Source organism: Vibrio sinaloensis, assembly GCF_023195835.1.
In the GTDB taxonomy this organism is placed as follows: domain Bacteria; phylum Pseudomonadota; class Gammaproteobacteria; order Enterobacterales; family Vibrionaceae; genus Vibrio; species Vibrio sinaloensis_C.
On the sequence record NZ_CP096199.1, the window covers coordinates 1,516,823 to 1,541,128 of the forward strand.

Here is a 24,306-nt window from a genome sequence, read left to right on the forward strand (position 1 = left end):
AAAGACTCGCTAAAACAGTTAACTACAAGTTTGTTGATAGCAACTTGAGTGCGCCGTAGCCAGTATAGAGCCCATAAGTCAGGATTGTTACCGCGACTATGTGTCGAAATGTATTAGAAGATTGCAGCTTATTTAATAATGTAGCAGTGTGCCCGACGAGCAACATCGCCGGCAATGTACCCAGACCAAATGCCAACATGACTAACGCTCCATTGACCGCACTGCCCGAAACGGCGGCCCAAGTTAAGGTAGAATAAACCAGACCACACGGCAGCCATCCCCAAACAAAACCAAAAGGAATAGCATAGATGGGAGATCGAAGCGGCAGCAAAGACTTAGCCGCAGGAGAGATGAATCGCCACAGCGATTGCCCGAGTTTTTCGACATAAAGCAAACCTTGCCACCATCGACCTATGTAGCAAGCGAGCATAATCATAAAAGCGGCAGCAGCTAACCGTAACCAAATCAATACATCGTTCACATGGCTGACTTGAGAAATGGTTGAGATGGTACCGCCAATGATCGCGCCAAACAGAGTGTAACTGGCCAAGCGACCAAGGTTGTAAAACAGTGGGGTCAAAGTAGAAGGCTTTGCTTGGCCCATTGACAACATAGAGGCGATACCACCACACATGCCCATGCAGTGGCCAGCTCCAACCAATCCAATCAGAAAAGCGCCAATCCAATCTGGGGTCATTTTGGTGGCTGCTTCTTATGGTCGTCTTCGTCAAACAAGATGTTGTGTCCTTGACGTTCGAGATCCTCGAACTGTTCGCTTTTGACCGCCCAAAGGAACACGGCAACGGCCACACAGACCAAAACGATGGCGATAGGGATTAGGATGTAAAGGCTTTCCATTTACTTACCTTTTTCTTTCAGCAGACGCAGAGAGTTCGATACTACAATAATTGAGCTTGCAGACATACCAAGGACAGCAAAATAGGGAGCAACAAAACCCATCACAGCCAGGGGTAAAATCAGCACATTATAGCCCAGTGACCAGGCGAGGTTTTCTCGAATAATTTTCCGTGTCTGTAGTGCAAGTTCTCTTGCTTCTAAGATACGATCCAATCGATCGCCAAGCAGTACCATATCGGCTGAGGCTTTCGCTACATCGGCGCCGCCGCCCATAGCAACAGAGAGATGCGCACCTGCGAGTGTCGGCGCATCATTAATGCCATCACCAATCATCATAGTGATATCTCGACCATCGACATTGTTGAGATACTCAAGCTTGTCTTGCGGTTTCGCTCCAGAAACCACATTGTCGATACCAATTTTTTTCGCGACGAGTTGAGCGTTTTCGTCGGTATCACCAGTAAGCAGCGTGACTTTCACACCTGAGCGCTGGAACTTCTCAATAAATGCTTTTGCTTCAGTGCGAATCGGATCTCGATAGCTAAAGGTAGCGACATGAACGTCATCAATAGAAAGGTATACTGAGTTCGCTTGTGCGACTTTACTGTCACCCAATACAAACTGAGCACTGCCAATCTTAACGTCGACGCCGTTGTAAACGCCTTTAATACCCGAGCCAATGATGTTTTCTACCTGTTCAACGCGAACATTGACGTCTGAATGATGTTTAAAAGCACGGGCAATAGGGTGGTTGGCATGGGACTCGAGTGACGCAGCAATCGCGAGCACCAGCTCTTTATCCAGATCACCAAACAGCTCGACTTGATTAATTTCGATATCGCCATGAGTCAAAGTCCCGGTTTTATCGACGATTAAATGATTGACCTGACATAAGGTCTCAAAGACATGGCTTTTACGTAGCAAGATACCGAGATTGCCCATACGAGACGTCGCACAAGTGAGCGCGGTGGGCGTGGCCAATGACAGCGCACAAGGACACGTCGCGACCAGCACCGACAGCATAATCCAGAAGGCGTCATCCGGTCGGCTGGAGTGCCAGAAAAACCAAGTGCCAGCAGCAATGATAAGAATTATCGCAACAAAGTAACGCGCAACAATATCGGCTATTTCGGCAATCTTTGGTTTAGTAAGCTGAGCTTCATCCTGAAGACGCACGATATTTGAGATCATCGAGTCGGCTTTAGATGAAGTCACTTCAAGTTCAAAGGATTCTTCACCGTTGAGCGTGCCAGCATAGACGTGATCGTCCACCTGTTTAACAACAGGAAGAGACTCACCGGTTAACATAGATTCATCAATGTGCACGCGGCCAGAGATAATCTTGCCGTCGGCTGGAATGTGCTCCCCAGGAAGCACTCGAATCTGATCGCCGACTTTTAGTGTTTTAACCGGGATTTGCTCGCCGTTTAATTTGTTAGCAATGGCAGGGATGAGTTTGAGCAGATTGCCACTCGCTGCCGCCGCTTTACGCCGCGCGCGCATCTCCAAGAATCGACCGACTAATAGGAAGAAGGCAAACATCGAAATCGACTCGAAGAAAACTTCGCCTTGCTCTGTTACCGTAGCGACTAAGCTCGCGACATAAGCAAAAATCATCGCGATCGACACCGGCACATCCATACCTAGCGTTCGCCCTCGAATGCTTCTCCATGCGTTAATGTAGAACGGCAGGGCGGAGTAAAGCATCACAGGGGTAGCAAAAATCAAACTTACCCATCGAAAATAGTTTTTGAACTCAGGCTCTAAGTCGCCAAATACTTCTAGATAGAGTGCCACGGCCAACATCATGACCTGCATGGTGGCTAAACCAGCGATCCCAAGCCGATACAAATACTGCTTCATTTGCTGATGATAAGCGGCTTCTTGCTTATCCGCTTCAAAGGGCGCGGCTTTATATCCAAGTTGATGGATCAATGAAAGCAGTTCACTTAGCCTCACTTGGGTCTTATCCCAAGCAAGTAGGGCACGGTTGGTCGTGGTGTTGACTCTTATCGATGCGACGCCAGTCTTATTGGATACTTGCTTTTCAATCAACCAAGCACAAGCGGCACAAGATACGCCCTCTAGTGACAGTGTCACCTCAGCTCGATTCTCACTATTACGAACAAACTCAGACTGTACCTCGTCATTGTCGTAGTGAATCAATGCTTGTAGCTGCTCGGGAACAAGATCGGCTTTTTCGGCCGGCGCAGTTCGATATTGATAGTAGGAGTCTAACCCACTATCAACAATGGTTTGCGCGACCGTCTCACACCCAGGACAACACATCTCTCTCGACTCGCCGAGGATCTCAACCTTAAAATCCGTGTTGGCTGGTACATCTTCACCGCAGTGATAACACGATTTGCACATAATTGTTTAGTTTGTCAGAGGAACAGAAGTAGTGGTTGGGAAAGTCACGCGACCTTGCACGAGCCATTTTTCATCATGAGGTGTGAGCTCAATAAACCACGGGCCTTGAAGCTCCTCGGTCAACGTGAAGCGATACAGACCATTTGCGTCAGAGGTGAGTAATTGTTTGAAATCACGATCCGGTAGAGTACGGTGAGCAAACATCGCGGTAATCGCAGGGAAGTGTTCCAGTTCGCCTTTTTCGAATTGAATCACAACATCATTGCCTTGAGAGTATGCTTGAGCAGACAGCCCGAGCTCTTTAGCGACATTCTGTTTTGAGATGTCGATGTTGATCCCTTTTCCTTTTTTATAGTAATCCTCAGTCACCAATGAGACCGAGTTTTGCGAGAAAACAATTACTGTGATGATTGTCCATACAACGACGGTCAGTGGCAAAATGATTAGGAACCACGGCCAAAACTGCTTATACCAAGGCTTTACCATAAAAAAGTTCTCAATAAAAAGATTTAGAAATTAGGGCTTTAACAATAAAGGAAAGACGGTCCCTAAGATAGGGACCGTTATTGAAATGTTACTTATTATCTGAATTACTTAGACTCCAAACATAGGCTGAAACAAGTTGTACCTTGTCTTCACCTAGAATGTCTTTCCAAGCAGGCATCACGCCAGAGCGACCATTCATGACTGTTTCTGTCACATCTGCACGTGAACCACCAAACAACCAGTATTGATCTGTTAGGTCGGGAGCTCCCACCGCTGGGTTACCTTTACCGTCAGTGCCGTGACAAGCTGCACACACTACAAAACGTGCTTTACCAGCTTCAGCTTCACGCGCATTCACAGAGCGACCAGAAAGGCTAAGCGTGTAGCTTACCACTTCTTGTACACCTTGCTCACCCAAAGCGTCTTTCCATGATGGCATTTGACCGATACGGCCTTGCATTACTGTCGTCACGATAGCTTGCGGCTCGCCGCCGTATAGCCATGCATCGTCAGTCAGGTTAGGAAAGCCTTTCTGACCACGAGCATCTGAGCCGTGACACTGAGAACAGTTTTGCAAGAATAGACGTTGGCCGACTTTCACTGCTTCGCTGTCCGCTGCAATTTCAGGGATAGGGCGCAGTTCAGAAGAGCCGTCTACGTAAGCAAGCTTTTTGAATGCTTCGCCAAAGTAGGTTTCTGCATCGTCGAGCTCTTTCGCGTACTGAACCAGATGTTTGTTCTGTTGAGAAGCGGCGATAGACGCTTTTGACTCTTCAACTGAGCGAACGGTTTGGTCAGAACTCTGCCAACCCAACACACCTTTGAAGCTACCTAAACCTGGGTAAAGAGTTAGGTAAATCGCTGCAAATACAAAGGTTCCAACAAACAGGTAAGTCCACCACTTAGGTAGTGGGTTATTAAGCTCACGAATACCATCGTACTCGTGCCCCATGTCTGCACCTTCTTCAACGCCCATCTTATCTTTAAGGCACCAAAGCAGAAGTGCAGCACAGCCGACGAGAGTACCGACCGTGATGATGATTATCCAAAGACTCCAAAACGTCGTCATTGCTTAGTCACTCCTTGTTCTTTTTCAGGCGCTTTCTGCTCATCAGCGAAAACAAGGTTTGCGGCTTCATCAAAGCGAGCTTTACGACTTTTGCCGTAAGCCCACCAAACCACGCCTAGAAAGCTAACAAACAGAACTATGGTCCAAATACTGTGAATAGTACCGATATCCATAATGTCACCCCTTTAATTACTTCATTGCGTGACCAAGAGACTGAAGATAAGCAATGATGGCATCCATCTCTGTTTTACCTTCTACTTCTTTTGACGCGTTTGCGATCTGTTCATCTGTGTATGGAACACCAAATTGATCACGGAAAATACGTAGCTTCTTCTCTGTGTCCTTACCATCAAGAACGTTGTCAGCCAGCCAAGGGAAACCAGGCATGTTTGACTCAGGAACCAACTCGCGAGGATCGATTAGGTGAACACGGTGCCACTCATCAGAGTAACGACCACCCACTCGAGCAAGGTCAGGCCCCGTACGTTTAGAACCCCAAAGGAATGGATGCTCGTAAACGCTTTCGCCAGCAACAGAATAGTGACCGTAACGCTCAGTTTCTGAACGGAATGGGCGAATCATCTGACTGTGACATACGTTACAACCTTCACGGATGTAGACGTCTCGGCCTTCCATTTCAAGCGCAGTGTAAGGACGTAAGTTCTCTACTGGCTCAGTGGTTTGTTTTTGGAAAATCAGAGGAGTGATCTCTACGAGCGCACCCAAGCTGATGGCAAAAACGATAAGAATCGCTAGCAGACCGACATTGCGTTCAACAATTTCGTGGCGATTGTTAGAATTAGAACTCATTCTTTAAATCTCCTTATGCCGGCTGAGGGATAGCTTTTAGGCTATCTTTTGGCGCAGTGACCGTCTTGTACGTGTTGTATGCCATTAGGAACATACCTGCTAGGAAGATGAAACCACCTAGGAAACGTACAAAGTAGAACGGGTAAGACGCTTGTACAGACTCAACGAAGCTGTAAGTCAACGTACCGTCAGAGTTAACTGCACGCCACATCAGACCTTGCATTACACCTGAGATCCACATTGCAACAATGTAAAGAACCGTACCAATCGTTGCCAACCAGAAGTGCGTATTGATTAGACCAACAGAGTACATACGCTCTTGACCGAACAGACGAGGCACCAAGTGGTAAACCGAACCGATCGACACCATAGCAACCCAACCTAAAGCACCAGAGTGTACGTGGCCGATAGTCCAGTCAGTGTAGTGAGACAGCGCGTTGACCGTCTTAATCGACATCATTGGACCTTCAAACGTAGACATACCGTAGAACGATAGCGACACGATGAGGAAACGTAGGATAGGGTCGTAGCGAAGTTTATGCCAAGCACCAGACAGGGTCATGATACCGTTGATCATGCCACCCCAAGACGGCGCGAACAGCACAAGCGACATTACCATACCTAGCGATTGCGTCCAGTCTGGAAGCGCAGTGTAGTGTAGGTGGTGAGGACCAGCCCAGATGTAAAGAGACACTAAAGCCCAGAAGTGAACAATAGATAAACGGTAAGAGTAAACTGGGCGTTCAGCTTGCTTAGGTACGAAGTAGTACATCATACCTAGGAAACCAGCAGTCAGTAGGAAACCTACTGCGTTGTGACCGTACCACCACTGAACCATCGCATCGACTGCACCAGAATAAATCGAATACGATTTACCCATTGAGACAGGGATAGCCATGCTGTTTACGATATGAAGCACCGCAACAGTAATGATAAAGGCACCGAAGAACCAGTTTGCTACGTAGATGTGTGAGGTTTTACGCTTAATCAAGGTTCCGAAGAACACGATCGCATAAGAAACCCAGACAACTGCGATGGCAATGTCGATAGGCCATTCTAGCTCAGCGTACTCTTTACCCGATGTAAAACCGAGTGGCAGAGTGATAGCTGCTGCTAAAATAATGGCTTGCCAACCCCAGAAGGTAAAGGCGACAAGAGGGCCACCAAATAGACGTGTTTGACAGGTACGCTGCACAACGTAATAAGACGTTGCGAACAGAGCACTTGTACCAAACGCAAAAATAACCGCATTAGTATGCAGAGGACGTAAGCGACTGTACGTCAACCACGGCGTATCAAAGTTTAGCTGTGGCCAAACTAATTGAGCGGCAATCAAAACACCAACAGCCATGCCAACAATACCCCAGAGAATAGTCACTAAGGTAAACTGACGAACGACTGTATAGTTGTAGTTTTGTTCAAGCTGCTTTTCTTGGCTCATTTGCATGCTTCCAATTTCTAATTAACTACACTTTACTTCCAACACGACACATGTCGTAATGCCACCCAAACCTTAAAGAAAAACAGAACCGTATCAGTCGGTTAATAATTCTTGCCGATTTTAAAAAAAAGTGGCATTTTCAGCCGCCAACTATACTGCATTTAACAATTCAATGACAGAGTAGTAACCTTACAGTCGGTCAGGTTTTGGCCTTTTATTTTAAAACTTTGAACTTTGTTACACGGAGAACCCCTCAAATGGCAGCCGAAAAACTTACTCGTGGGCGTTTTGTTCAAATAATCATCATGTTAACCCTACTGGTTAGTGCGTTTTTTTGGCGAACTATCGATCACTCATCACAGCAATCTGCCTCGTGTTTTATCGAGCAAGAATGTGTCTTTTATGTAAACGAGTCGCGATTTGTCGGGCAGTTCAATCGCACTGAAGGACAACTTCAGGCACAAACCTCAAATGTCTCGCTCGAAGTCCCGTCATCACAAATAAAAGTGACTCAAAAAGGCGACTTTTGGACATTTTCTTACCCAGAATCATTAAAAGAGTGGCATTTCACTGTTAACGTAGCCGGCCAAAACAAAAAAGTCGTTATTAATACAAGACGTTAATGGATTTTCAAACTCACATAACCCATCAGTTAAACGAACAGCTTGCCGTTGAGGAGCTGGTCGCTAAGCTATCTACCACTAACTTGGTTAGTTTGGTTTGCTACTTCACCCAAAATTACGGTGCGGATAAGCTCAGAAAAGCGTTCAAGCATGCTTTACCCAACGTCTCGATCATTGGTTGTTCGACTTGCAAAGGGGTAATGACAGAGAAAGGCGTCCACTTTGGTTCAGTGCTGAGTGTATTGGCGATTTATGACAGTGGCTCTGATGCTTATGGCTCCGCGCTAATGACGTTTGACACACAGTCTGAGTCTGTCGAGGCAACCCAAAAAGCGATAGAGGTGGCCTTGGCCAAAGCCAATCGAGAAGGCGAAGTGCCCCGTTTTGCCATTGTTCACAGTACACCAGGTATGGAAGAGACGTTGATCAAGTCCATCGACAGCGTATTCCAAACCCCCGTACCCCTTATCGGCGCGACCGCTGCAGATAACGCAATTAAAGGCCAGTGGTCGGTATTCACAGAAGATGGGGCGACCAATAAAGGCCTTGCAATCCAATTGGTATTTGCTTCAAAACCGCTTTCCACCGGATTTAGTTGTGGTTATTCGCCAACCGAGTGCATGGGAACTATTACTAAGGCATCAGGAAGAGAGTTGCTAGAGATAGATAATCGACCCGCTCAAGATGTCTACCTCGACTGGATATTTCAACACAGTGGAACTCGCGTGTCTGAGCAGTTTAAATTTGAGCTCGTGACTCGTTATCCATTGGGTCGCGTAGCTGGTGAACTCTATGAACAACCTTATTTCAAGCTTTCTCACCCGGTTTCAGCCACCGATTCACGAGGCATTTTACTATTTACTGATATTGAGGTAGGCGAGAAGGTCACCTTGATGTCTGGCGACAAAGAGCAACTAATCGCCAGACCTGCGCGAGTGATAAAAGAAGCAAAACGTCAGGCGATAGAGCATAGCCAATTATCTGGAGCGGTTTGTGTGATTTGCGCCGGAGCAATGCTTTATTTAGATGACGACATCGAAAAAGTCTATGCCATGATTAAACAAGAGATGGGAGAACTCCCATTTATCTGCCCCTTTACCTTTGGTGAGCAAGGCAGATTTATCAACGGTAACAATGGTCACGGCAACTTAATGATCTCTTCTGCGGCGTTTTATTCGGATTAATCATTCATGAGTTTAGAGATAAAAGAGCAACTAAACGAAGCGCTTATCGAACTTAAGCAAAGCCAGGCACGCGAAGCGAGACTTCTCGCTGAAAACCGAGCGATATTAGAGGCAATCTCCAGCATTACCAGCGCGACAAATAAACAACAAATCTTCACAGAACTGCAGAAGGTCCTGAGCTTACACATCGACTTTTCCGAATTCATCGTACTCAGCAAAAGCAGAGAGCAGCAGCAATACACAACGGTGTTGAGCTCAGATGCCAGTTTTAAGAAAACCAATTGGGGTAACGGAGATAAGTTCTCTCGCGCACTCGACGGGGAGTGTATTACCCTGTTTGCACCTGCATCGGTCGAAGAGTTCTCAACACTTAACTCACAACACGCCAAGCAGCTTAATAGTGCGTTAATCACTGGGGTCAAGACCGCTGCATCCGACTCGCTACTACTGCTGACCGGGAATAGAGCAGGGCAGTTTAGCCTTGAATCAAGCGATACACTGTCACGTTTTCGTCCACTACTAGAGCGTGCTCTTATCGATATTGAGCATAAAGAGCAGTTACAGCGCCTGGTTGAGATTCGCACCAAACAACTGAAAAAAGCGCAGCAGAGGGCTGAAAATGCCAACGAAGCCAAGTCGCGTTTTCTTGCCATGATGAGCCATGAGTTGCGTACGCCGCTTAACGCCGTACTGGGCTATATCGACGTATTGTTGGGGTATCCATATCAAAAAGATCAGGTCGAAATCCTCGAGAAAATGGAATGCTCTGCAGAGCTTTTGTTGGTACTGATTGACGACATATTAGACCTGTCCAGAATCGAAAGCGGCGAGTTTCCCATAAAATATCAATGGGTTAACCTCAATAGTGAGTTATCACAAGTACTCGAACATTTCCGAGAGCTCGCAATCAATAAAGGGTTGCAACTTGATCTAACTATTCAGCTCGACAACGACCATTGCTATTGGGTTGATCGAGCGCGCGTGATGCAAATAGTGTTTAATTTGCTCGGTAATGCCATCAAATTTACCGAACATGGCCAAGTAGCGCTTAATGCAAAGCTGATTGAAAACAGATTGCAAATCACCGTCGTTGACACGGGTATTGGCATAGAAGCCTCGCGCCTCAAGACTATTTTTAATCAGTTTAAACAAGCCGACGATTCTATTACACGAAAATACGGCGGCAGTGGCTTAGGGCTTGCCATCACTAAACGATTGGTTTCATTGATGGATGGGACGATAACTGTTAACAGCGTATTGGGGGCCGGCACAACATTCACCGTAGAGTTGCCAGTGTCGATACAACAAACCGCAACTGAGGCTGTTACTGAGAAAAAGATGAGCACGCCTAAGCGATTGGCCATTCTGGTGGTTGAAGATACCGAAACGAATCAAATGGTGATTAAACTTGTACTGGAGCGTTTGGGGCATCAGGTGAAAACATTGAATAACGGTAAGGAGTCAGTCGACTTTTTAAAGCAGAATATCGCAGCGGTCGATGTAGTTTTTATGGATATCTCTATGCCAGTGATGGATGGCATTACCGCCACACAAAAAATTCGCCAGTTTTGTCAGCAAACACCCATCATTGCTTTAACAGCTCATGCATTGGCACAAGATAAACAAGCCTGTATGGAAGCTGGAATGAACGCATTTGTTTCTAAACCCATTCGCAGTATAGAGATCCAAAAATCTTTGACAGAGGTTTTAAGCAATAATCATATTCAGTAATCTCTGATTAACTGAATATGATTATTAGGTATTTTATGGTAAATCCACTTATGTTTAATCGTACGCGAAAAATCACTGGGGTAGCACAACAAACAGGACTAAAATTAAAGCTGGCGACACCTTATTTAACATAATATACATAATGCGCACCAACTGTGTAGGTGCAATTTAGTAATGTCCGGTTTGATTAGTCCATTCATTTACGTAAGTATCGCAACTAATCAACCCATTGATACAGTGGCCGCCAATGCAATCTCAATGGGTGTTTTGGTTTGTGGTTTGCCTTGGCGAGTCTACGCCGACTGACTCCCGCAGAATCCTATCGAATCGTAATGAACGTGAAGCTCTAAGCCCTTTGTGTCTGTCTCTGCCACAACCTGGCTTATCTATTTGCTTAGATCGATGCGACCCGGATGTTTGTCGCGGATTTGTTGTAATGCTTCTGGCGGCATTTGCACATTAGCAAACCAAAACGGTTTATGTTTTTCGACAAACACACCGCTGCGATCCAAAGTGTCAAATATCGCGTAAGCTTGCGCCTGTGCAAGCGCTGCACCTTGTGGGCTTCGTTCGAGAACTGGGACTTGGTCGAGATCTTCTAGCAATGCATTTTTCATCGGTATGGTAAATTGCGTCCATTCAACTTCTGCGACCACTTTTCGCGTCAATTGTACCTCTAACTCATGAATAACGTTGGGCAAAATACTCAAATCAGGCGTAATTTCAGCACATGCATAGTATTCCTCTCGCCTATTCTGCTCCCTATATTGTTGCATCTTTTCCACTTGCGCATCTTCAAACAATTGGCTGAAATGATTGACGATAGCGAAATGGCTCATGGTTCTTAACACGCCAAGCAAAATGCCTTGCTGAGGGTTTTTAACGCCCGCTTGTTCTAATCGAAGCCGAGTTACATTGGCCGTGAGTATCAGATGTTGCCAAAGTTTGGGCGCTATGCTCTTGGTCACCGGATCGTGCCAACGCAGGATCGGCTTCACCATTAAAATCGGAAACAGTAACGAGCAATTATCAACACCTAGAGTTCCAATAGCTACCATAGGATCTTGCAAGTTTCGCGCTGACTTACCTATCCTGCTGCAAAATTTTGGATTGTTAACAAGTGCCAACACATTGTTTTTTAATTGATTATCGTTAGTCGTTAAAACGGATAGCTTGCTAAAATTGAGCGATGGTGAATAAGCCACACTGACGAAATATGAAAAGTCCGGAAAGCGTCCAAACAGTTGCATCGTCGTCATGTCAGACAATTTGCCTAACATGGATTGCTGCGCATGCTTAGCGATATCTTGAACTACATTCATGTGGATCTTCTGCCGTTCCTCTGCGGCCTTGCGTCTCTCCTGAACTTTGGCGGTCTCACACTCAAGCAATAATCGCTGATTTTCTGTAATACGCTCCTCTTCCTTTAAGATCACACTGTCGCAGAACTCGCTTTGTCGACTAAAGGCGTTGTCGACATCAGATTGATCGAGGATGTATTTGAGGCTGACTAGCCACTTAGCGTGACGTGCGCGCGTTTTTTGCGTTATTTTGTCTGCAAGTTCGGTCGCTTCACGGTTATAAAGCTTATTAGTGATGAGCGCAGTTGACATAATCCCACACAGTTAGAGTAAACAATCGAGTAAATACAATAGGTTACATTGCGAAGCTTCATTGCTCGTTGCGATATAAAGATAGACAATGAGGCTTATTAATCTATTTATGACTATAGCAATCGCGGCTAGATATGCCACTCGAGCTAGCGATCAGAAATAGAAAAGCTGAATGATGATACGGCCGCGCGATTTGTGTCGGTGATAAAAAAGCCCGAGTGGATACTCGGGCCTTATCATTATGAAGATTTCTTGTGCTTGCCTTTGGCTTTAAAGCCTTGATGAGGGAAAACATTGCGTATGCGTTGTTGCACTTTTTTGGGAACCTGTTTTGAGAATACCAGCTTAGTCCCTGCTCTCTGTTGATAGACTTTTAGCTCGCCACTGAAAGGCGTGCGCTCCGCTATTTCCAGGACATTGTGCTTAAAACTTGGTGGAAAGTGCCCTTTTTCTTGTGTCAGTTTGCCCTGGCTAAAAACCGCTTTCAAAACTGGTCTGTCGACAGCAACTAACCAAAAAATCAATGCTGCCGCGATTAAAACAACATACAACATAAACACCTCTCCCACTAATCAAGCAGTTTGCTTAAGTCTTCTTTTAGGCTACTCACCGCTTTGCTGGCTTTTTCACTGCGCGACGCTTCGGATAGCAGGTATTCAATCGCATCGGATAAAGTACAACCTAGCTCGTTAGCACGATAAGAGAGCTTCTCCCAAACGCGATAATCGAGGTCAATAGACTTTTTCTTGGTATGGATTTGCTCAGCATTGAAGTGACGTTTGCGTTTGGCGCGAATGGCCTGTTTGAGCTTGTTGTCTAATTCTGGCGACATGTGCTGCTCTATCCACTCTAGCACCTTGGTGGGTTGGTGCTCTAGTTGACGCAGTTCATTGACAGCAGCTTCTGCCTCACTTGTATCAATGTGGCATGTGATCGACTCACCTGCTTTCCACTTATTGACTAGGTAGTTCCATTTCCAACCACATTCCAAGTTTTCGAGCTGCTGATATTTCATTATGAGGCCATTCCGTTAACGCTTGAGGTGACAGCGTAACCCTATCTGAGTCAAGTTACAATCCCCATTGTAATCGAAAAGCGATCCAGATCATTAGATAAATTATCTGTATATACTAGATGGCTTTTTCTATATAATTCACCTCCATTTTGCGGACTTACAACGATATCAATGAACCAAGAAAGCTGGCACGCCGTTACCCCTCAGTACTCTCACTACGATGCCCAAATTCAGCGCTTTGACACTCTCGAGCCGGTCGATTTTTTCGACATTCAACCGCGATTCAAACATGCACTATCGACATTTTGCGCCCTTGAAGGTTTAAGCCGTTTACTCATTGTCAATTCGATTGATAATTCATTCTATCGTCAGCTAATCGTCGATGGCTTAAGTCGTTTCAGTGGCGATAAGCCAGTCTATACAACTGAGTCACTTAATATCGCGACCTTGGTTGGCTCTTATACATGCAACGAAAGAGGTGACATTGTCACTTCCAGCTCGGGATTACTTGATAAAGCAGACGGCGGCTTCTTAGTTATTCCCGTGACGCTACTGCTTGCGAATCCTGCGAGTTGGCAAGTTCTAAAGTCCGTGTTGCTCGGTCAAGAAGTCAATCCAATTAACGCTAACCCTCAAAGAATTGCAACCAATCCTCCTACCAAGCGTTACACGATAAAAATCGTCATTGCTGGCGATCGTCATCAACTGGCGGATTTTGAGTACATTGAACCTGAAGCTCATTCGGGCCTTGCTCTATTCTGTGAAATAGAGAATGAAGTCGCGTTGTCTGCGAACAATATTGAGTCTTACTTGGGCTTTGTAGCTTGGATAGTGAAAACACATCGTCTCCCTACCCTCTCTTTTGGTGCGCTGCACCGACTCATGATTGCCGGCGCGCGTTATACTGAAGACCAGCACTATATGCCCATTGAACTGCTTTGGTACCTGGCTCTATTTCAAGAGGCAAAGCTCAGTTCAAATGGCAAAGTGTTATCAGAACAAGATATTGAGATCGCGCTAGAGAATCGTTACTTCCGTGAATCCTATCTGCCCGAACGTGCATTGGCTGATATTACCGATGGTCAAGTTATTATCGAAACCACCGGTGAATGCGTTGGTCAAGTCAACGGTTTGACCGTCATCGATGTACCAGGCCACCCAATGTCTTACGGTGAGCCCGCACGTATTTCCTGTGTGATTCATTTTGGTGATGGGGATATATCTGACGTTGAACGTAAAGCTGAACTTGGCGGCAATTTACATGCGAAAGGCATGATGATCATGCAAGCCTTTGTCAGTAGCGCCTTACAGCTCGACGAACCCTTGCCCTATTCAGCATCGGTGGTATTTGAACAATCATACAGTGAAGTCGATGGCGACAGTGCTACCCTAGCTGAGCTATGTTCTTTCGTTAGTGCCTTGTCAGAATATCCAATTAACCAGCAAATCGCTGTCACGGGTGCTGTTGACCAGTTTGGTCGCGTACAAGCGGTTGGAGGTCTCAATGAAAAAATTGAAGGCTTCTATCATGTGTGTAAACATCAGGGACTGACCGGAAATCAGGGTGTCATTCTGCCAAAAACTAATTTAAAGCACTTGGCACTGAACAAAGACGTCGTAGAGAGCATCAAAAATAATCAGTTTCATATCTGGTCTGTATCGACTGTCGATGAAGCCGTCCCTATATTGATGGGTAAACCCTTTAGAGGCGATGATGAAGAAAGCGTGATTAGCAAGATTGCGCAACGTATTGAAAACTTTGAAAGACACGAACACCCACAAGGAATTGTGGAACGTATCAAAAACTGGTTCGCGTAGAACAAAATCCGTTCAAAATAGGACTGATCGGAGTTGTTTAGCGTACACCTGTTCACTAACATGCTGCTATCAAAATTTGGAGTAATTGATAATGCAAAACAAACGTGATTCTTATAACCGCGAAGATCTTCTAGCCTCAAGCCAAGGCGAACTGTTTGGTCCTGGATACCCTCAGTTACCTGCGCCAAATATGCTAATGATGGATCGCATCTCTAAGATGTCAGAAACAGAAGGTGATTTCGGTAAAGGTCTTATCCTCGCAGAGCTCGATATTACTCCTGACTTATGGTTCTTTGACTGCCACTTCCCTGGTGACCCAGTAATGCCTGGCTGTCTTGGTCTTGATGCAATGTGGCAATTGGTTGGTTTCTTCCTTGGTTGGGTTGGCGGCAAAGGCAAAGGCCGCGCACTGGGTGTTGGCGAAGTGAAGTTCACTGGACAAATCCTGCCAACAGCGAAAAAAGTCACTTACGAAATCCACATGAAGCGCGTCGTTAACCGCAAACTGGTTATGGGGCTTGCTGATGGCCGTGTACTTGTAGACGGAAAAGAGATTTACGTCGCAAAAGACCTTAAAGTTGGCCTTTTCCAGGACACATCAGCGTTTTAATTTAATATCTGTATCAAGCGACTCACTCGAGTCGCTTTTTTGTGTTCAGCCAATTTAGTTATAGTGCATTACGGTGCTATTTAAAAGCCCCTTTCGGGGCTAAGTTCCTATATCGTATGTGGATTGAGTGTTATTTATAGAGACCAGAGTGTTTGTCTTCCCTGGCATCGCGCCAACCACCAAGCCAGTAGGAGCGAGCATCCATCTGTTGGTACGGACATGCTTCCATTGAGCGGCCATTTAGGCCCGCTTTGTAACCTTGAGATTGAGCTCTTTCCAAGCGGTCACGCTTTTGTCTCTTCATAGTGTCGTCCTCATACATAAAATGTTGCTTAACGTACTACTTATCCTCTTTGACTAGTTTAACGTGCTACGCATCGTCTACTAAAGAGGTGTGAAGCTTTAATGACTTCAACGTTAAGATTCGATCAAAAGAGTGCCGAATTCAAGCGATAAAAAAGCACAGATCCAAAACTGTGAACCTGTGCTCTTGTTTACAATTTAGGCTATTTTCGACGTAAACCAATAAAACCCAGTACCGTCAATAATATAAGTCCTAAACTACCGCCCTGGCGAGAAATCGTGCTTTGAACAACTGGACGAGGTGTGATATCCGCTGCGGTTTGCCCTGCTATCGGCACCAACTTCACACCAACTAATGTCGCGTCAGTGCTACATGCCGCATTGACAGCCTCGCTATCATAGCCACCAGCACAGTAATAAGCCGTAGCAGCGATAACACCCGCATCATTGATGTCAGCCGCCTCAATAATGCGGAACTGGTTATTGTTTTGCGTCGCACCATCTCCACTAGTCAAGTCATCTAGGTAACGAGCTTGGCCGCCTAGTGGCGCTGGATTATTGTTAGAATGGGCTGACGCACCCAGGTTGACAATAAACGCCCTTTTGGCTCTCGGTCTACCATTGATCTCCTTACTGGTTTCGTAGTCAATGGTGCCAACTAAGTCATTGCTGTTATTGATTGCCCCCACTTGGCCATTCACGCCACTAAAGAAGATTCCGCCACTAAGTGCTTTGTATGTCGGGTTGTTCAAATCATCAACATAGAACAGAGTATTGGCGTAAGCACCGTTTAAAGCTTGGTTCAATTTGGCGCTGCCGACGGCAATACCATTCTCATTGACAGTGTGTAGACTTTGGCTGGCATACTCAGTTAAGGCGTACGGAAAGCCTGTGACAGAGCGTTTGGTCCAGCTTGAACCGTCACTCGACTCAAATACACTCGCAGTAAATCGTACGTCTGATGCAGAGTTGTATCCTACTGCGTAGAGTTTAGAGTTAAAGACCGTTATATCGCGCGCGCTGCCCTGTGCTAGGTAATTGCCATTCACCGCACCACCATCCCAGCCAATGGTCGCTTCAAGGACATTGTCTTTCCAAATCGCGGCATTTGAGTTGTTAGAGATCGAGCTACCAGCATAAGCTGTCGACACACTACCAACAGTATAAGTCGCATTGCCACTTCCGTTATCGAACTCGACGCTATCCCAAGCGCGCGACTCCTTGTTACTTGCTAGCGGCAAGTCTACGCCTGATATAGCTTGGTTAAATGCCACACTGCGGCTTGTACCGGTACGACGGCTACCAATAGCTTCAACGGTAACACCACTTTTGGTTAAACTGTTGATGACCGAGTTTTCACCGTAAACCTGATTAGTATCGATGTAAGTCAGTGACCCTTGATAGTTGCCCGATTTCTCAATTGCATAGCCGTTAGTGTATTGAGCTGTAGCCCATTCATCACATAACACGCGTGTGTAACCTAGCAAGTTCGAGCAGTAATTGCGAAAGCCGGTCCAATCATCGCCATCATCAAGATAGTCAAAGCCAAATGGTATGAAGAATGGCGATTCATCACGATACTTAAAGCCCTCGCGATAATTCTTAACTTCGACCGCCATGTTTGATGTGTTTTCAGAACACGCGCTCGTCCAACATTTATTAGTTTCTGGCGTAACCGCGACACCGTAGGTCTGGCGGCTAGTCGAAGCACCCTCTGGCGCTTGGAGATAAACGTTGTATAGCGCGGCATGCGCGCCGAATGAAGCCGCAACCGTCGCGGCTAAAGTGGTCAATCTGAACATATTAGATTTCATTAACTGTTAACTTTCCTGTTGCATCGCTTCAAGCTCTTCCCAGCGCTCAAAAGCAATTTCCAACTGCTGCTCTGTTTCAGCGAGTTGCTCTAGTACGGGTTGTGTTTGATCCACAGGTTTGGAGAAAAATTCCGCGCTGTTGACTTGTTGTTGCAATTGCTCGATCTGGCTTTCTAGCTGCTCAAGTTTCGCCGGCAGCCCTTCTAACTCTCTTTGCAGTTTATAAGATAACTTCTTCGGCTTGTTGTTTACCGAAGCAGATTTGGGAGTTTGCTCAACCTGCTTCTCTGTTTTCGCTGGTTTTTCGTCCTGGCGCGCTTTACGGGTTTGCTGCCTTTGTTGCTGGGCGTCGTGATATCCACCAACAAACTCTTCAATCACACCGTTTCCTTCAAAAATCCAGCTGGTTGTCACGGTATTATCAACAAACTGGCGATCGTGACTCACGAGCAATAGTGTGCCCTGATAATTGGCAAGCAAATCTTCTAAAAGTTCCAAAGTTTCGATATCAAGATCGTTGGTTGGCTCATCAAGAACCAACAAGTTGTTCGGTTTTAAGAAGATACGCGCCAACAATAGACGGTTTTTCTCCCCACCAGACAGCGCCTTGACCGGTGTACGTGCACGCTTGGGTGCAAACAGAAAATCTTGTAGGTAACTGAGTGCATGACGTTGACGTCCGCCAACCATCACTTCTTGTTTGCCGTCTGCCAGATTATCAATCACGGATTTGTCAGGATCCAACACCTCGCGATACTGATCGAAATACGCAACTTCAAGTTTCGTTCCACAGTGCAGACGGCCTGACTCTGGCTCAAGCTCACCGAGCAACAACTTAAGTAACGTACTCTTACCACAGCCATTTGGACCAATTAGCGCAATACGGTCGCCACGCATAATGTTAAACGAGAAATCTTTAACAATTGAGCGTCCATCTATGCCGTAGTTGATATGTTGCGCTTCGAACACTATCTTACCTGAGCGTGCAGCATCATCGATTTGGATATTGGCTTTACCCTGCACTTCGCGGCGATCTTGACGCTCCTCACGCAGTTTCTTCAGTGCTCTGACACGCCCTTCGTTGCGCGTTCGGCGCGCTTTAATACCTTGACGAATCCAGACCTCTTCTTGAGCGAGCTTTTTGTCGAACTCGGCGTTCTGCATCTCTTCAACGCGCAGCATCTCTTCCTTCTCGATGAGATAGTTATCGTAGTCGCCAGGAAACGAAGCTAGTTTACCGCGGTCGAGATCGACAATCCGAGTCGCCATCGATTTAATAAAGGCGCGGTCATGAGAAATAAAGATAATAGACCCACGAAAATCCTTCAAAAAGGTTTCGAGCCACTCAATAGTGGTCACATCAAGGTGGTTGGTCGGCTCATCAAGAAGCAGAACATCTGGATCGCAAACCAACGCGCGCGCTAGCGCCGCTTTACGCTGCCAACCACCGGACAAATCGGTCAACTTGGTGTGACCTTCGAGCTTTAATGCACCAAGTACGTTTTTGATTCGATCTTCAAAACGCCAGGCACCAGAATGCTCCAGTTGCTCTTGGATACGCGCCAGTTTGTTGATATTTTGCTCTGATGGGTCAACCGCAATCAGATCAAGCTGATCTTGATAGATCTTAATCTGTTCACCAATACCCGCTAGGCCGCCAGAGACATAATCAAAAACGGTGCCTTCTTGGTTGCGCGGTGGATCTTGCTCAAGACGCGACACGACCACGTCTTGGGTAACAGTAAGCTTACCGTCATCTATGACCACTTCACCGGCCAGTACTTTCATTAGGGTGGATTTGCCTGCGCCATTGCGCCCTACTAGACACACACGTTCATTTTCTTGAAGAGCGAAATCTGCATTGTCGAGTAAAGGATGATCACCATAGGCGAGCAACCCGCTATTAATTGTCAGTAATGCCATTATTTTCTAACCAAATTTGTAATTGTTCCAAATCAAACGGCCAACTTAACTCGTTACCCTGATATCTAAGTACCGGAATTGTGACACCGTAACGAGAGAATAACTCATCGTCGAATGCAATATCGACAATCTCGACTTGGTCTGAAATGTGGAGTTGTTGTGTCAGGGCAAATGCCATCTCACAAAGATGGCACCCTTCTGTACTGTATAACGTAATCACGTCAACGTTATTCCTTGTGTGTTATCACCCAGCAGTTGTGGATATGCTTGTTACGCGCAAAATCCGTGGGTAGCGTTTGGTGAGAAATGTTCTTCGCTGTCAAACCAACATCGTCTAGTGCCTCTAAATCCATCTTGAAGTGACGCTTATTGTTCGAGAACACTATGGTACCGCCCGCTCTCAATAGACGTTTAAGCTGAGTCATCAACTGAATATGATCACGCTGAACATCGAAAGACTGCTCCATGCGCTTCGAATTAGAAAATGTGGGTGGATCGATAAAGATCAAGTCAAACTGGGCGGTCGACTTTTCTAACCATTGCAGACAATCCGCTTGCTCGAAACGATGTTGTCGGCCCACTTGGCCATTCAACTTCATGTTTTCTTTTGCCCACTCGAGATACGTATTAGACATATCGACAGTCGTAGTTGACTTTGCGCCGCCACAAGCGGCATGAACTGTCGCAGAGCCGGTATAAGCAAATAAGTTGAGGAAATCTTTTCCTGCAGCCATCTCTCCGAGTTTACGGCGAGTGATTTTGTGATCGAGGAACAAACCGGTGTCAAGGTAATCATGCAGATTCACAATTAGCTTTACACCATATTCGTTGATGGTGAGCGTCTCTGACTGTTGAGCTAACTTTTGGTATTGGGCGCGGCCTTTTTGCTTTTCGCGAACTTTTAGCACCACTTTATTCGCGTCTGTATCGGTAACCTGAATGGCAGCGCGAATAATATCGGTCAAACGTCGCTTCGCCTTCTCTTCTGGGATGTTTTTCGGTGCTGCGTATTCTTGAATCACTAAATGATCGAGGTAAACGTCAATTGCTACGTTGTACTCTGGTAAATCCGCATCATAAATACGGTAGCAGTCCAACTGCTCTTTACGCGCCCATTTTGAAATCTTGCTTAAGTTTTTCTTGAGTCGATTCGAAAAGTCAGGCGCAACCAATGACTCAGTGACACTGTCACCAGAGTTGTTGGCCTGTCGGGCACTGATCGAGTAGTTCTTTTGGTGACACGGTAACGCACCATTGTTCAGTTTGAACTGTTTGTCTGCACGCATACGCAAACAACTTAGCAACTCGTCTGAGCTTGAAAAAATCGACGCTTGGCAACCCCCAAACTCGGCCTTGAGCTCGGCACCAAACGCAGTATAGAGCGCAATCAGACCTGGATGTGTACCCAATCGCTCACCATAAGGCGGGTTACACACTATCACACCATTTTCAAATGAGGCTGGGCGTTTAAGCTTGGCGGCATCACCAAGTTCAAACTCAATTAAGCCGTCAACACCAGCTCGACGAGCGTTATCACGGGCCGTCTTGAGCACGCGAGCATCATTATCGAAGCCGTAGAACTTAGCGTCAACTTTCTTGACACCTCTTCTAGCTTGCACACTGGCTTCAGATTTAATTTCAGCCCAAGTTTCCGGCTCAAAATCGTCAAGCGCCTCAAATCCCCACTGCGGACGATTTACACCCGGTGCCATATTCGCCGCCATCATCGCCGCTTCAATCAATAACGTTCCTGAGCCACACATAGGGTCAAGCAATGACTTTTCTGCACTCCATCCGCTACGCAGGATAATCGCCGCAGCAAGGGTTTCTCTTAACGGAGCTCGACCTGATTCTGAGCGATAGCCACGCTGATGAAGACCGCCACCCACCATGTCGACACCCAAGATAGCCTTATCACGATGCAAGCGAACATGAACGCGAAGATCCGCTTGATCTTTACTGATCGACGGTCTTGGCAGGTTCTTTTTCTCAAAACTATCCACTATCGCATCTTTAACTTTCATCGCGCCATACTGGCTGTTGCGGATTTCGCGGTTGGTACCATTGAAATCAACCACCAGTTTTTTACTGCTATCAAACTGATTCACCCAGTTGACCGCAGAAGCAGCGAGATAAAGATCCATATCATCGTTACAGGTGAATTCCGATAGCACGCGTACAAACCTTGAAGCCAAGCGACTCCACAAGCAAACGCGATAAATCTGTTCATTCGTCGCTTTAAAGCGAACCCCTGCTTGGACCGGTTTTGCGTCGTTTATTCCAAGCTTAGTGAGCTCGTCGACTAACAGGTTTTCCAGCCCGTTCGAAGTAACAGCAAGATATTGATGCATAGTGATGTTTTGATTCTCTAAAAAATGACCCCGCATTATACCTGACTCGATTAGTTACTGTTAGCGCAAAGCCTAAATTCATCGTCAAACAAACAGCATTTGTTCGATTTCCCACCAAATCTCAACGGATTTTATTGATGGGCGCAGCTAGGTAAGTCCGCTCGCAATTTTTACCATTTATTGGGCCCTAAAAGCGAAGTGAATACTTATTCACACCAAATTTGGTCTATACCAGAAGGTGATTTACAGTGTAATTTTGCTACAAAATAGAGAGAAATGAGGAATTATGATGACAATGAAGAGAGCTTCGCCCTGTTTTTAGGCTGATTGCGAGCGTGTTAAACGAGTGAATTTTGAACACATCTCACAATTGAGATACGAATCGAGGGGCAAAAACACAGGTTTAATCGCTCAGTGCACGTGGAGAATAGGCAAAAAAAAGCCAGCTATATAAGCTGGCAGGAAATGAAACGAAGGAACGATAAATAAATGGATTATCCAACCAGAGCAATGGGTTGAACAGAAAAATGGTGGTTACATATCTCGAAACGGTCATGCATTACTTTTATGGCTTGGCCGAACGCTAGGGCTTTACTGCCATTGAGCTGAAAGGCCTCCAATCCGACAAACGCGCACAAGCTGGCAGACTCTCCCACTTCTAACACCATAAAGTACCCATCGCTGAAGTCATTGCATAGGCGAACCAAATCGCCTTCTTCAGGGGTATCACAGCCGCTACTCAAGCTGTCAAAAAACCAGCTTTTCGGTTGAACAGGTTTGTGAAAACGCTTAGCAGCGACACAATATAATGCTAGTTCGGCTTGTCTTGGCTCGGTTAATCCCAGTAGAGCGACCTGCTCTTTGTATGTTTGATAGGCAGACGCATCATCTACTGAAAACTCGTTTACGCCAATGGCGCAATCAACGACCAGTTTCCGTGCGAGATTGGTTTTGAATACCATGTTATCACCCAGATCGAGCATCAGGTGCCCTTCTGAATCATCATAGTACCAAGTCCATTTGTCACTGGGTTTAAGCATCGTTCCATCTCTTATTTTTTGGTGAATTTAGGTAAAACGCTTAATTACCTCGCCAAGCAATATTTCGATTTTATGTACTGTTGGACGAAAAAAAAGAGGAAATGATTTCTCATTTCCTCTTCAAATGCTCAAATTAAAACCAAGGTGTATAGTGTGACAATGTCACTTAAATCCTTGATAAACTTTATGTTTGAGTTTAGATATTTTTGACAATATCACTAACCAACCCCGGGCCTTTGTAGATAAAGCCAGAGTAAACTTGAACCAGTTCAGCACCTGCCATCAACTTTTCTTTGGCCGCGACATAACAATCGATGCCGCCTACCCCGATGATCGGCACTTGACCTTGAAGCTCTTGATGTAAACGTCGAACCACTTCTGTACTTCTTGACTGTACAGGTCGACCGCTTAACCCACCCGCCTCATTTGCGTGCTTCATGCCTTCAACAATAGAACGATCTAATGTGGTGTTGGTCGCAATGACACCGTCAATATTATTTTTGATCAATGACTGACAGATTTGGCTAATTTCATCGTCACTAAGATCCGGCGCGATCTTCAATGCCAATGGAACATATTTATCGTGTAGCTTAGCAAGTTCCGCTTGTTTTTGTTTTAGTTCACCAAGCAGTTCGTCAAGGGCTTCCCCGTATTGAAGGCTTCTCAATCCAGGCGTGTTAGGTGAAGAAATATTGACCGCAATGTAGTCAGCGTACAAATAGACTTTATCCATACAGATCAGATAGTCTTCTGCGCCCTTTTCAATGGGAGTATCTTTGTTCTTACCAATATTAATGCCAAGTACACAGTTGTATTTGGCCTTCTTGACATTTTCGACTAGGTTATCAACACCTAAGTTATTGAAACCCATGCGGTTAATAATGCCTTCAGCTTCCACTAGGCGAAATAGTCTTGGTTTATCATTACCCGATTGCGGACGCGGTGTTACCGTACCCACTTCGACAAAACCAAAGCCCATCGCGTCAAATGCTTCAATGCACTCACCGTTTTTATCTAATCCTGCAGCCAAACCCACTGGATTACGGAAAGTCAGCCCCATACATTCGACTGGTCGATGTGGTAACTGTTGACGATATAAAAGATCGAGTGGTGTTCCCGTAAAACGTTTGAAATTTTGGATTGCGAGATCGTGTGCCTTTTCGGCATCGAGTTGGAAAAAGCCAGTTCTGGCTAGACGGTAAAGCATTGTGCCTCCGAAAGAAAAAAGCCCCGTATAAACGGGG

Annotated in this window: 23 protein-coding genes; 5 read left to right on the forward strand and 18 right to left on the reverse strand. The window is 45.8% G+C overall.

The window, feature by feature from the left end:
• Positions 1–22 precede the first annotated feature (22 nt).
• From MTO69_RS06930 to ccoN, 8 genes are all read right to left on the reverse strand, one after another.
• Positions 23–697 (reverse strand): sulfite exporter TauE/SafE family protein, encoded by a 675-nt coding sequence (locus tag MTO69_RS06930; RefSeq protein ID WP_248327758.1) that lies wholly within the window; start codon positions 695–697, stop codon positions 23–25.
• Complete coding sequence (gene ccoS / locus MTO69_RS06935; protein ID WP_248327760.1) at positions 694–858, reverse strand: cbb3-type cytochrome oxidase assembly protein CcoS; 165 nt, start codon at positions 856–858, stop codon at positions 694–696. Before ccoS ends, MTO69_RS06930 begins: the two co-directional genes overlap by 4 nt.
• Positions 859–3,231, reverse strand: a complete 2,373-nt coding sequence (locus MTO69_RS06940; RefSeq protein WP_248327762.1) for a heavy metal translocating P-type ATPase — start codon at positions 3,229–3,231, stop codon at positions 859–861. It abuts the gene before it with no gap.
• Positions 3,232–3,237: 6 nt separating this feature from the next.
• Entirely contained in the window at positions 3,238–3,717 is a 480-nt protein-coding gene (locus tag MTO69_RS06945; RefSeq protein WP_248327764.1) for a FixH family protein, read from the reverse strand.
• Positions 3,718–3,805: 88 nt separating this feature from the next.
• On the reverse strand, positions 3,806–4,786 hold the full coding sequence (gene ccoP / locus MTO69_RS06950; RefSeq protein ID WP_248327766.1) for a cytochrome-c oxidase, cbb3-type subunit III: 981 nt from the start codon (positions 4,784–4,786) through the stop codon (positions 3,806–3,808).
• On the reverse strand, positions 4,783–4,959 hold the full coding sequence (locus tag MTO69_RS06955) for a cbb3-type cytochrome oxidase subunit 3 (RefSeq protein WP_004745916.1): 177 nt from the start codon (positions 4,957–4,959) through the stop codon (positions 4,783–4,785). The genes ccoP and MTO69_RS06955 overlap by 4 nt, the downstream gene beginning before the upstream one ends.
• A 16-nt stretch (positions 4,960–4,975) precedes the next feature.
• A complete protein-coding gene (ccoO, locus tag MTO69_RS06960; protein ID WP_248327768.1) occupies positions 4,976–5,596 on the reverse strand; it encodes a cytochrome-c oxidase, cbb3-type subunit II in 621 nt (206 codons plus the stop codon).
• Positions 5,597–5,609: 13 nt separating this feature from the next.
• Complete coding sequence (gene ccoN, locus MTO69_RS06965; RefSeq protein ID WP_176287821.1) at positions 5,610–7,037, reverse strand: cytochrome-c oxidase, cbb3-type subunit I; 1,428 nt, start codon at positions 7,035–7,037, stop codon at positions 5,610–5,612.
• 257 nt (positions 7,038–7,294) lie between these two features.
• Here ccoN and MTO69_RS06970 point away from each other — a divergent pair, with 257 nt between their 5' ends.
• Genes MTO69_RS06970 through MTO69_RS06980 form a run of 3 tightly spaced genes read left to right on the forward strand, consistent with a single transcriptional unit; the run spans position 7,295 to position 10,575 of the window.
• On the forward strand, positions 7,295–7,660 hold the full coding sequence (locus MTO69_RS06970; protein ID WP_248327770.1) for a hypothetical protein: 366 nt from the start codon (positions 7,295–7,297) through the stop codon (positions 7,658–7,660).
• Positions 7,660–8,844 carry an FIST signal transduction protein gene (locus MTO69_RS06975; RefSeq protein ID WP_248327772.1) on the forward strand — a complete coding sequence of 395 codons (1,185 nt, stop codon included), beginning with the start codon at positions 7,660–7,662 and terminating at the stop codon, positions 8,842–8,844. The genes MTO69_RS06970 and MTO69_RS06975 overlap by 1 nt, the downstream gene beginning before the upstream one ends.
• A 6-nt stretch (positions 8,845–8,850) precedes the next feature.
• On the forward strand, positions 8,851–10,575 hold the full coding sequence (locus MTO69_RS06980) for an ATP-binding protein (protein WP_248327774.1): 1,725 nt from the start codon (positions 8,851–8,853) through the stop codon (positions 10,573–10,575).
• Positions 10,576–10,961: 386 nt separating this feature from the next.
• On the opposite strand, the gene MTO69_RS06985 is transcribed toward MTO69_RS06980, so the two are convergent.
• The 3 genes from MTO69_RS06985 to matP form a co-directional block, all read right to left on the reverse strand.
• On the reverse strand, positions 10,962–12,188 hold the full coding sequence (locus tag MTO69_RS06985; protein WP_248327775.1) for an HDOD domain-containing protein: 1,227 nt from the start codon (positions 12,186–12,188) through the stop codon (positions 10,962–10,964).
• Between the two features lie 239 nt (positions 12,189–12,427).
• The gene (locus MTO69_RS06990; protein ID WP_248327777.1) at positions 12,428–12,742 is read right to left on the reverse strand and encodes a DUF3634 family protein; all 315 of its coding nucleotides are present in this window, start codon (positions 12,740–12,742) and stop codon (positions 12,428–12,430) included.
• 14 nt (positions 12,743–12,756) lie between these two features.
• Positions 12,757–13,203: a macrodomain Ter protein MatP gene (matP, locus tag MTO69_RS06995; RefSeq protein ID WP_248327779.1), complete on the reverse strand. Its 447-nt coding sequence runs from the start codon at positions 13,201–13,203 to the stop codon at positions 12,757–12,759.
• A gap of 171 nt (positions 13,204–13,374) precedes the next feature.
• On the opposite strand from matP, the gene MTO69_RS07000 reads away from it, so the two are divergent.
• A complete protein-coding gene (locus tag MTO69_RS07000) occupies positions 13,375–15,021 on the forward strand; it encodes a S16 family serine protease (RefSeq protein WP_248327781.1) in 1,647 nt (548 codons plus the stop codon).
• Between the two features lie 91 nt (positions 15,022–15,112).
• Positions 15,113–15,631 (forward strand): bifunctional 3-hydroxydecanoyl-ACP dehydratase/trans-2-decenoyl-ACP isomerase, encoded by a 519-nt coding sequence (fabA, locus tag MTO69_RS07005; protein ID WP_248327783.1) that lies wholly within the window; start codon positions 15,113–15,115, stop codon positions 15,629–15,631.
• Positions 15,632–15,761: 130 nt separating this feature from the next.
• On the opposite strand, the gene rmf is transcribed toward fabA, so the two are convergent.
• The 7 genes from rmf to pyrD form a co-directional block, all read right to left on the reverse strand.
• Entirely contained in the window at positions 15,762–15,935 is a 174-nt protein-coding gene (gene rmf, locus MTO69_RS07010; protein ID WP_004414030.1) for a ribosome modulation factor, read from the reverse strand.
• Between the two features lie 202 nt (positions 15,936–16,137).
• The gene (locus MTO69_RS07015) at positions 16,138–17,736 is read right to left on the reverse strand and encodes a DUF3466 family protein (protein WP_248327785.1); all 1,599 of its coding nucleotides are present in this window, start codon (positions 17,734–17,736) and stop codon (positions 16,138–16,140) included.
• Between the two features lie 18 nt (positions 17,737–17,754).
• A complete protein-coding gene (locus MTO69_RS07020; RefSeq protein ID WP_248327787.1) occupies positions 17,755–19,671 on the reverse strand; it encodes an ABC transporter ATP-binding protein in 1,917 nt (638 codons plus the stop codon).
• The gene (locus MTO69_RS07025; protein WP_248327789.1) at positions 19,652–19,891 is read right to left on the reverse strand and encodes a glutaredoxin family protein; all 240 of its coding nucleotides are present in this window, start codon (positions 19,889–19,891) and stop codon (positions 19,652–19,654) included. Before MTO69_RS07025 ends, MTO69_RS07020 begins: the two co-directional genes overlap by 20 nt.
• 7 nt (positions 19,892–19,898) lie before the next feature.
• Positions 19,899–22,022, reverse strand: coding sequence for a bifunctional 23S rRNA (guanine(2069)-N(7))-methyltransferase RlmK/23S rRNA (guanine(2445)-N(2))-methyltransferase RlmL (gene rlmKL / locus MTO69_RS07030; RefSeq protein WP_248334434.1), 2,124 nt, complete (start codon positions 22,020–22,022; stop codon positions 19,899–19,901).
• A gap of 494 nt (positions 22,023–22,516) precedes the next feature.
• On the reverse strand, positions 22,517–23,062 hold the full coding sequence (locus tag MTO69_RS07035) for a cell division protein ZapC (protein ID WP_248327791.1): 546 nt from the start codon (positions 23,060–23,062) through the stop codon (positions 22,517–22,519).
• 196 nt (positions 23,063–23,258) lie between these two features.
• Positions 23,259–24,269, reverse strand: coding sequence for a quinone-dependent dihydroorotate dehydrogenase (gene pyrD, locus MTO69_RS07040; protein WP_248327793.1), 1,011 nt, complete (start codon positions 24,267–24,269; stop codon positions 23,259–23,261).
• Positions 24,270–24,306: the final 37 nt, after the last annotated feature.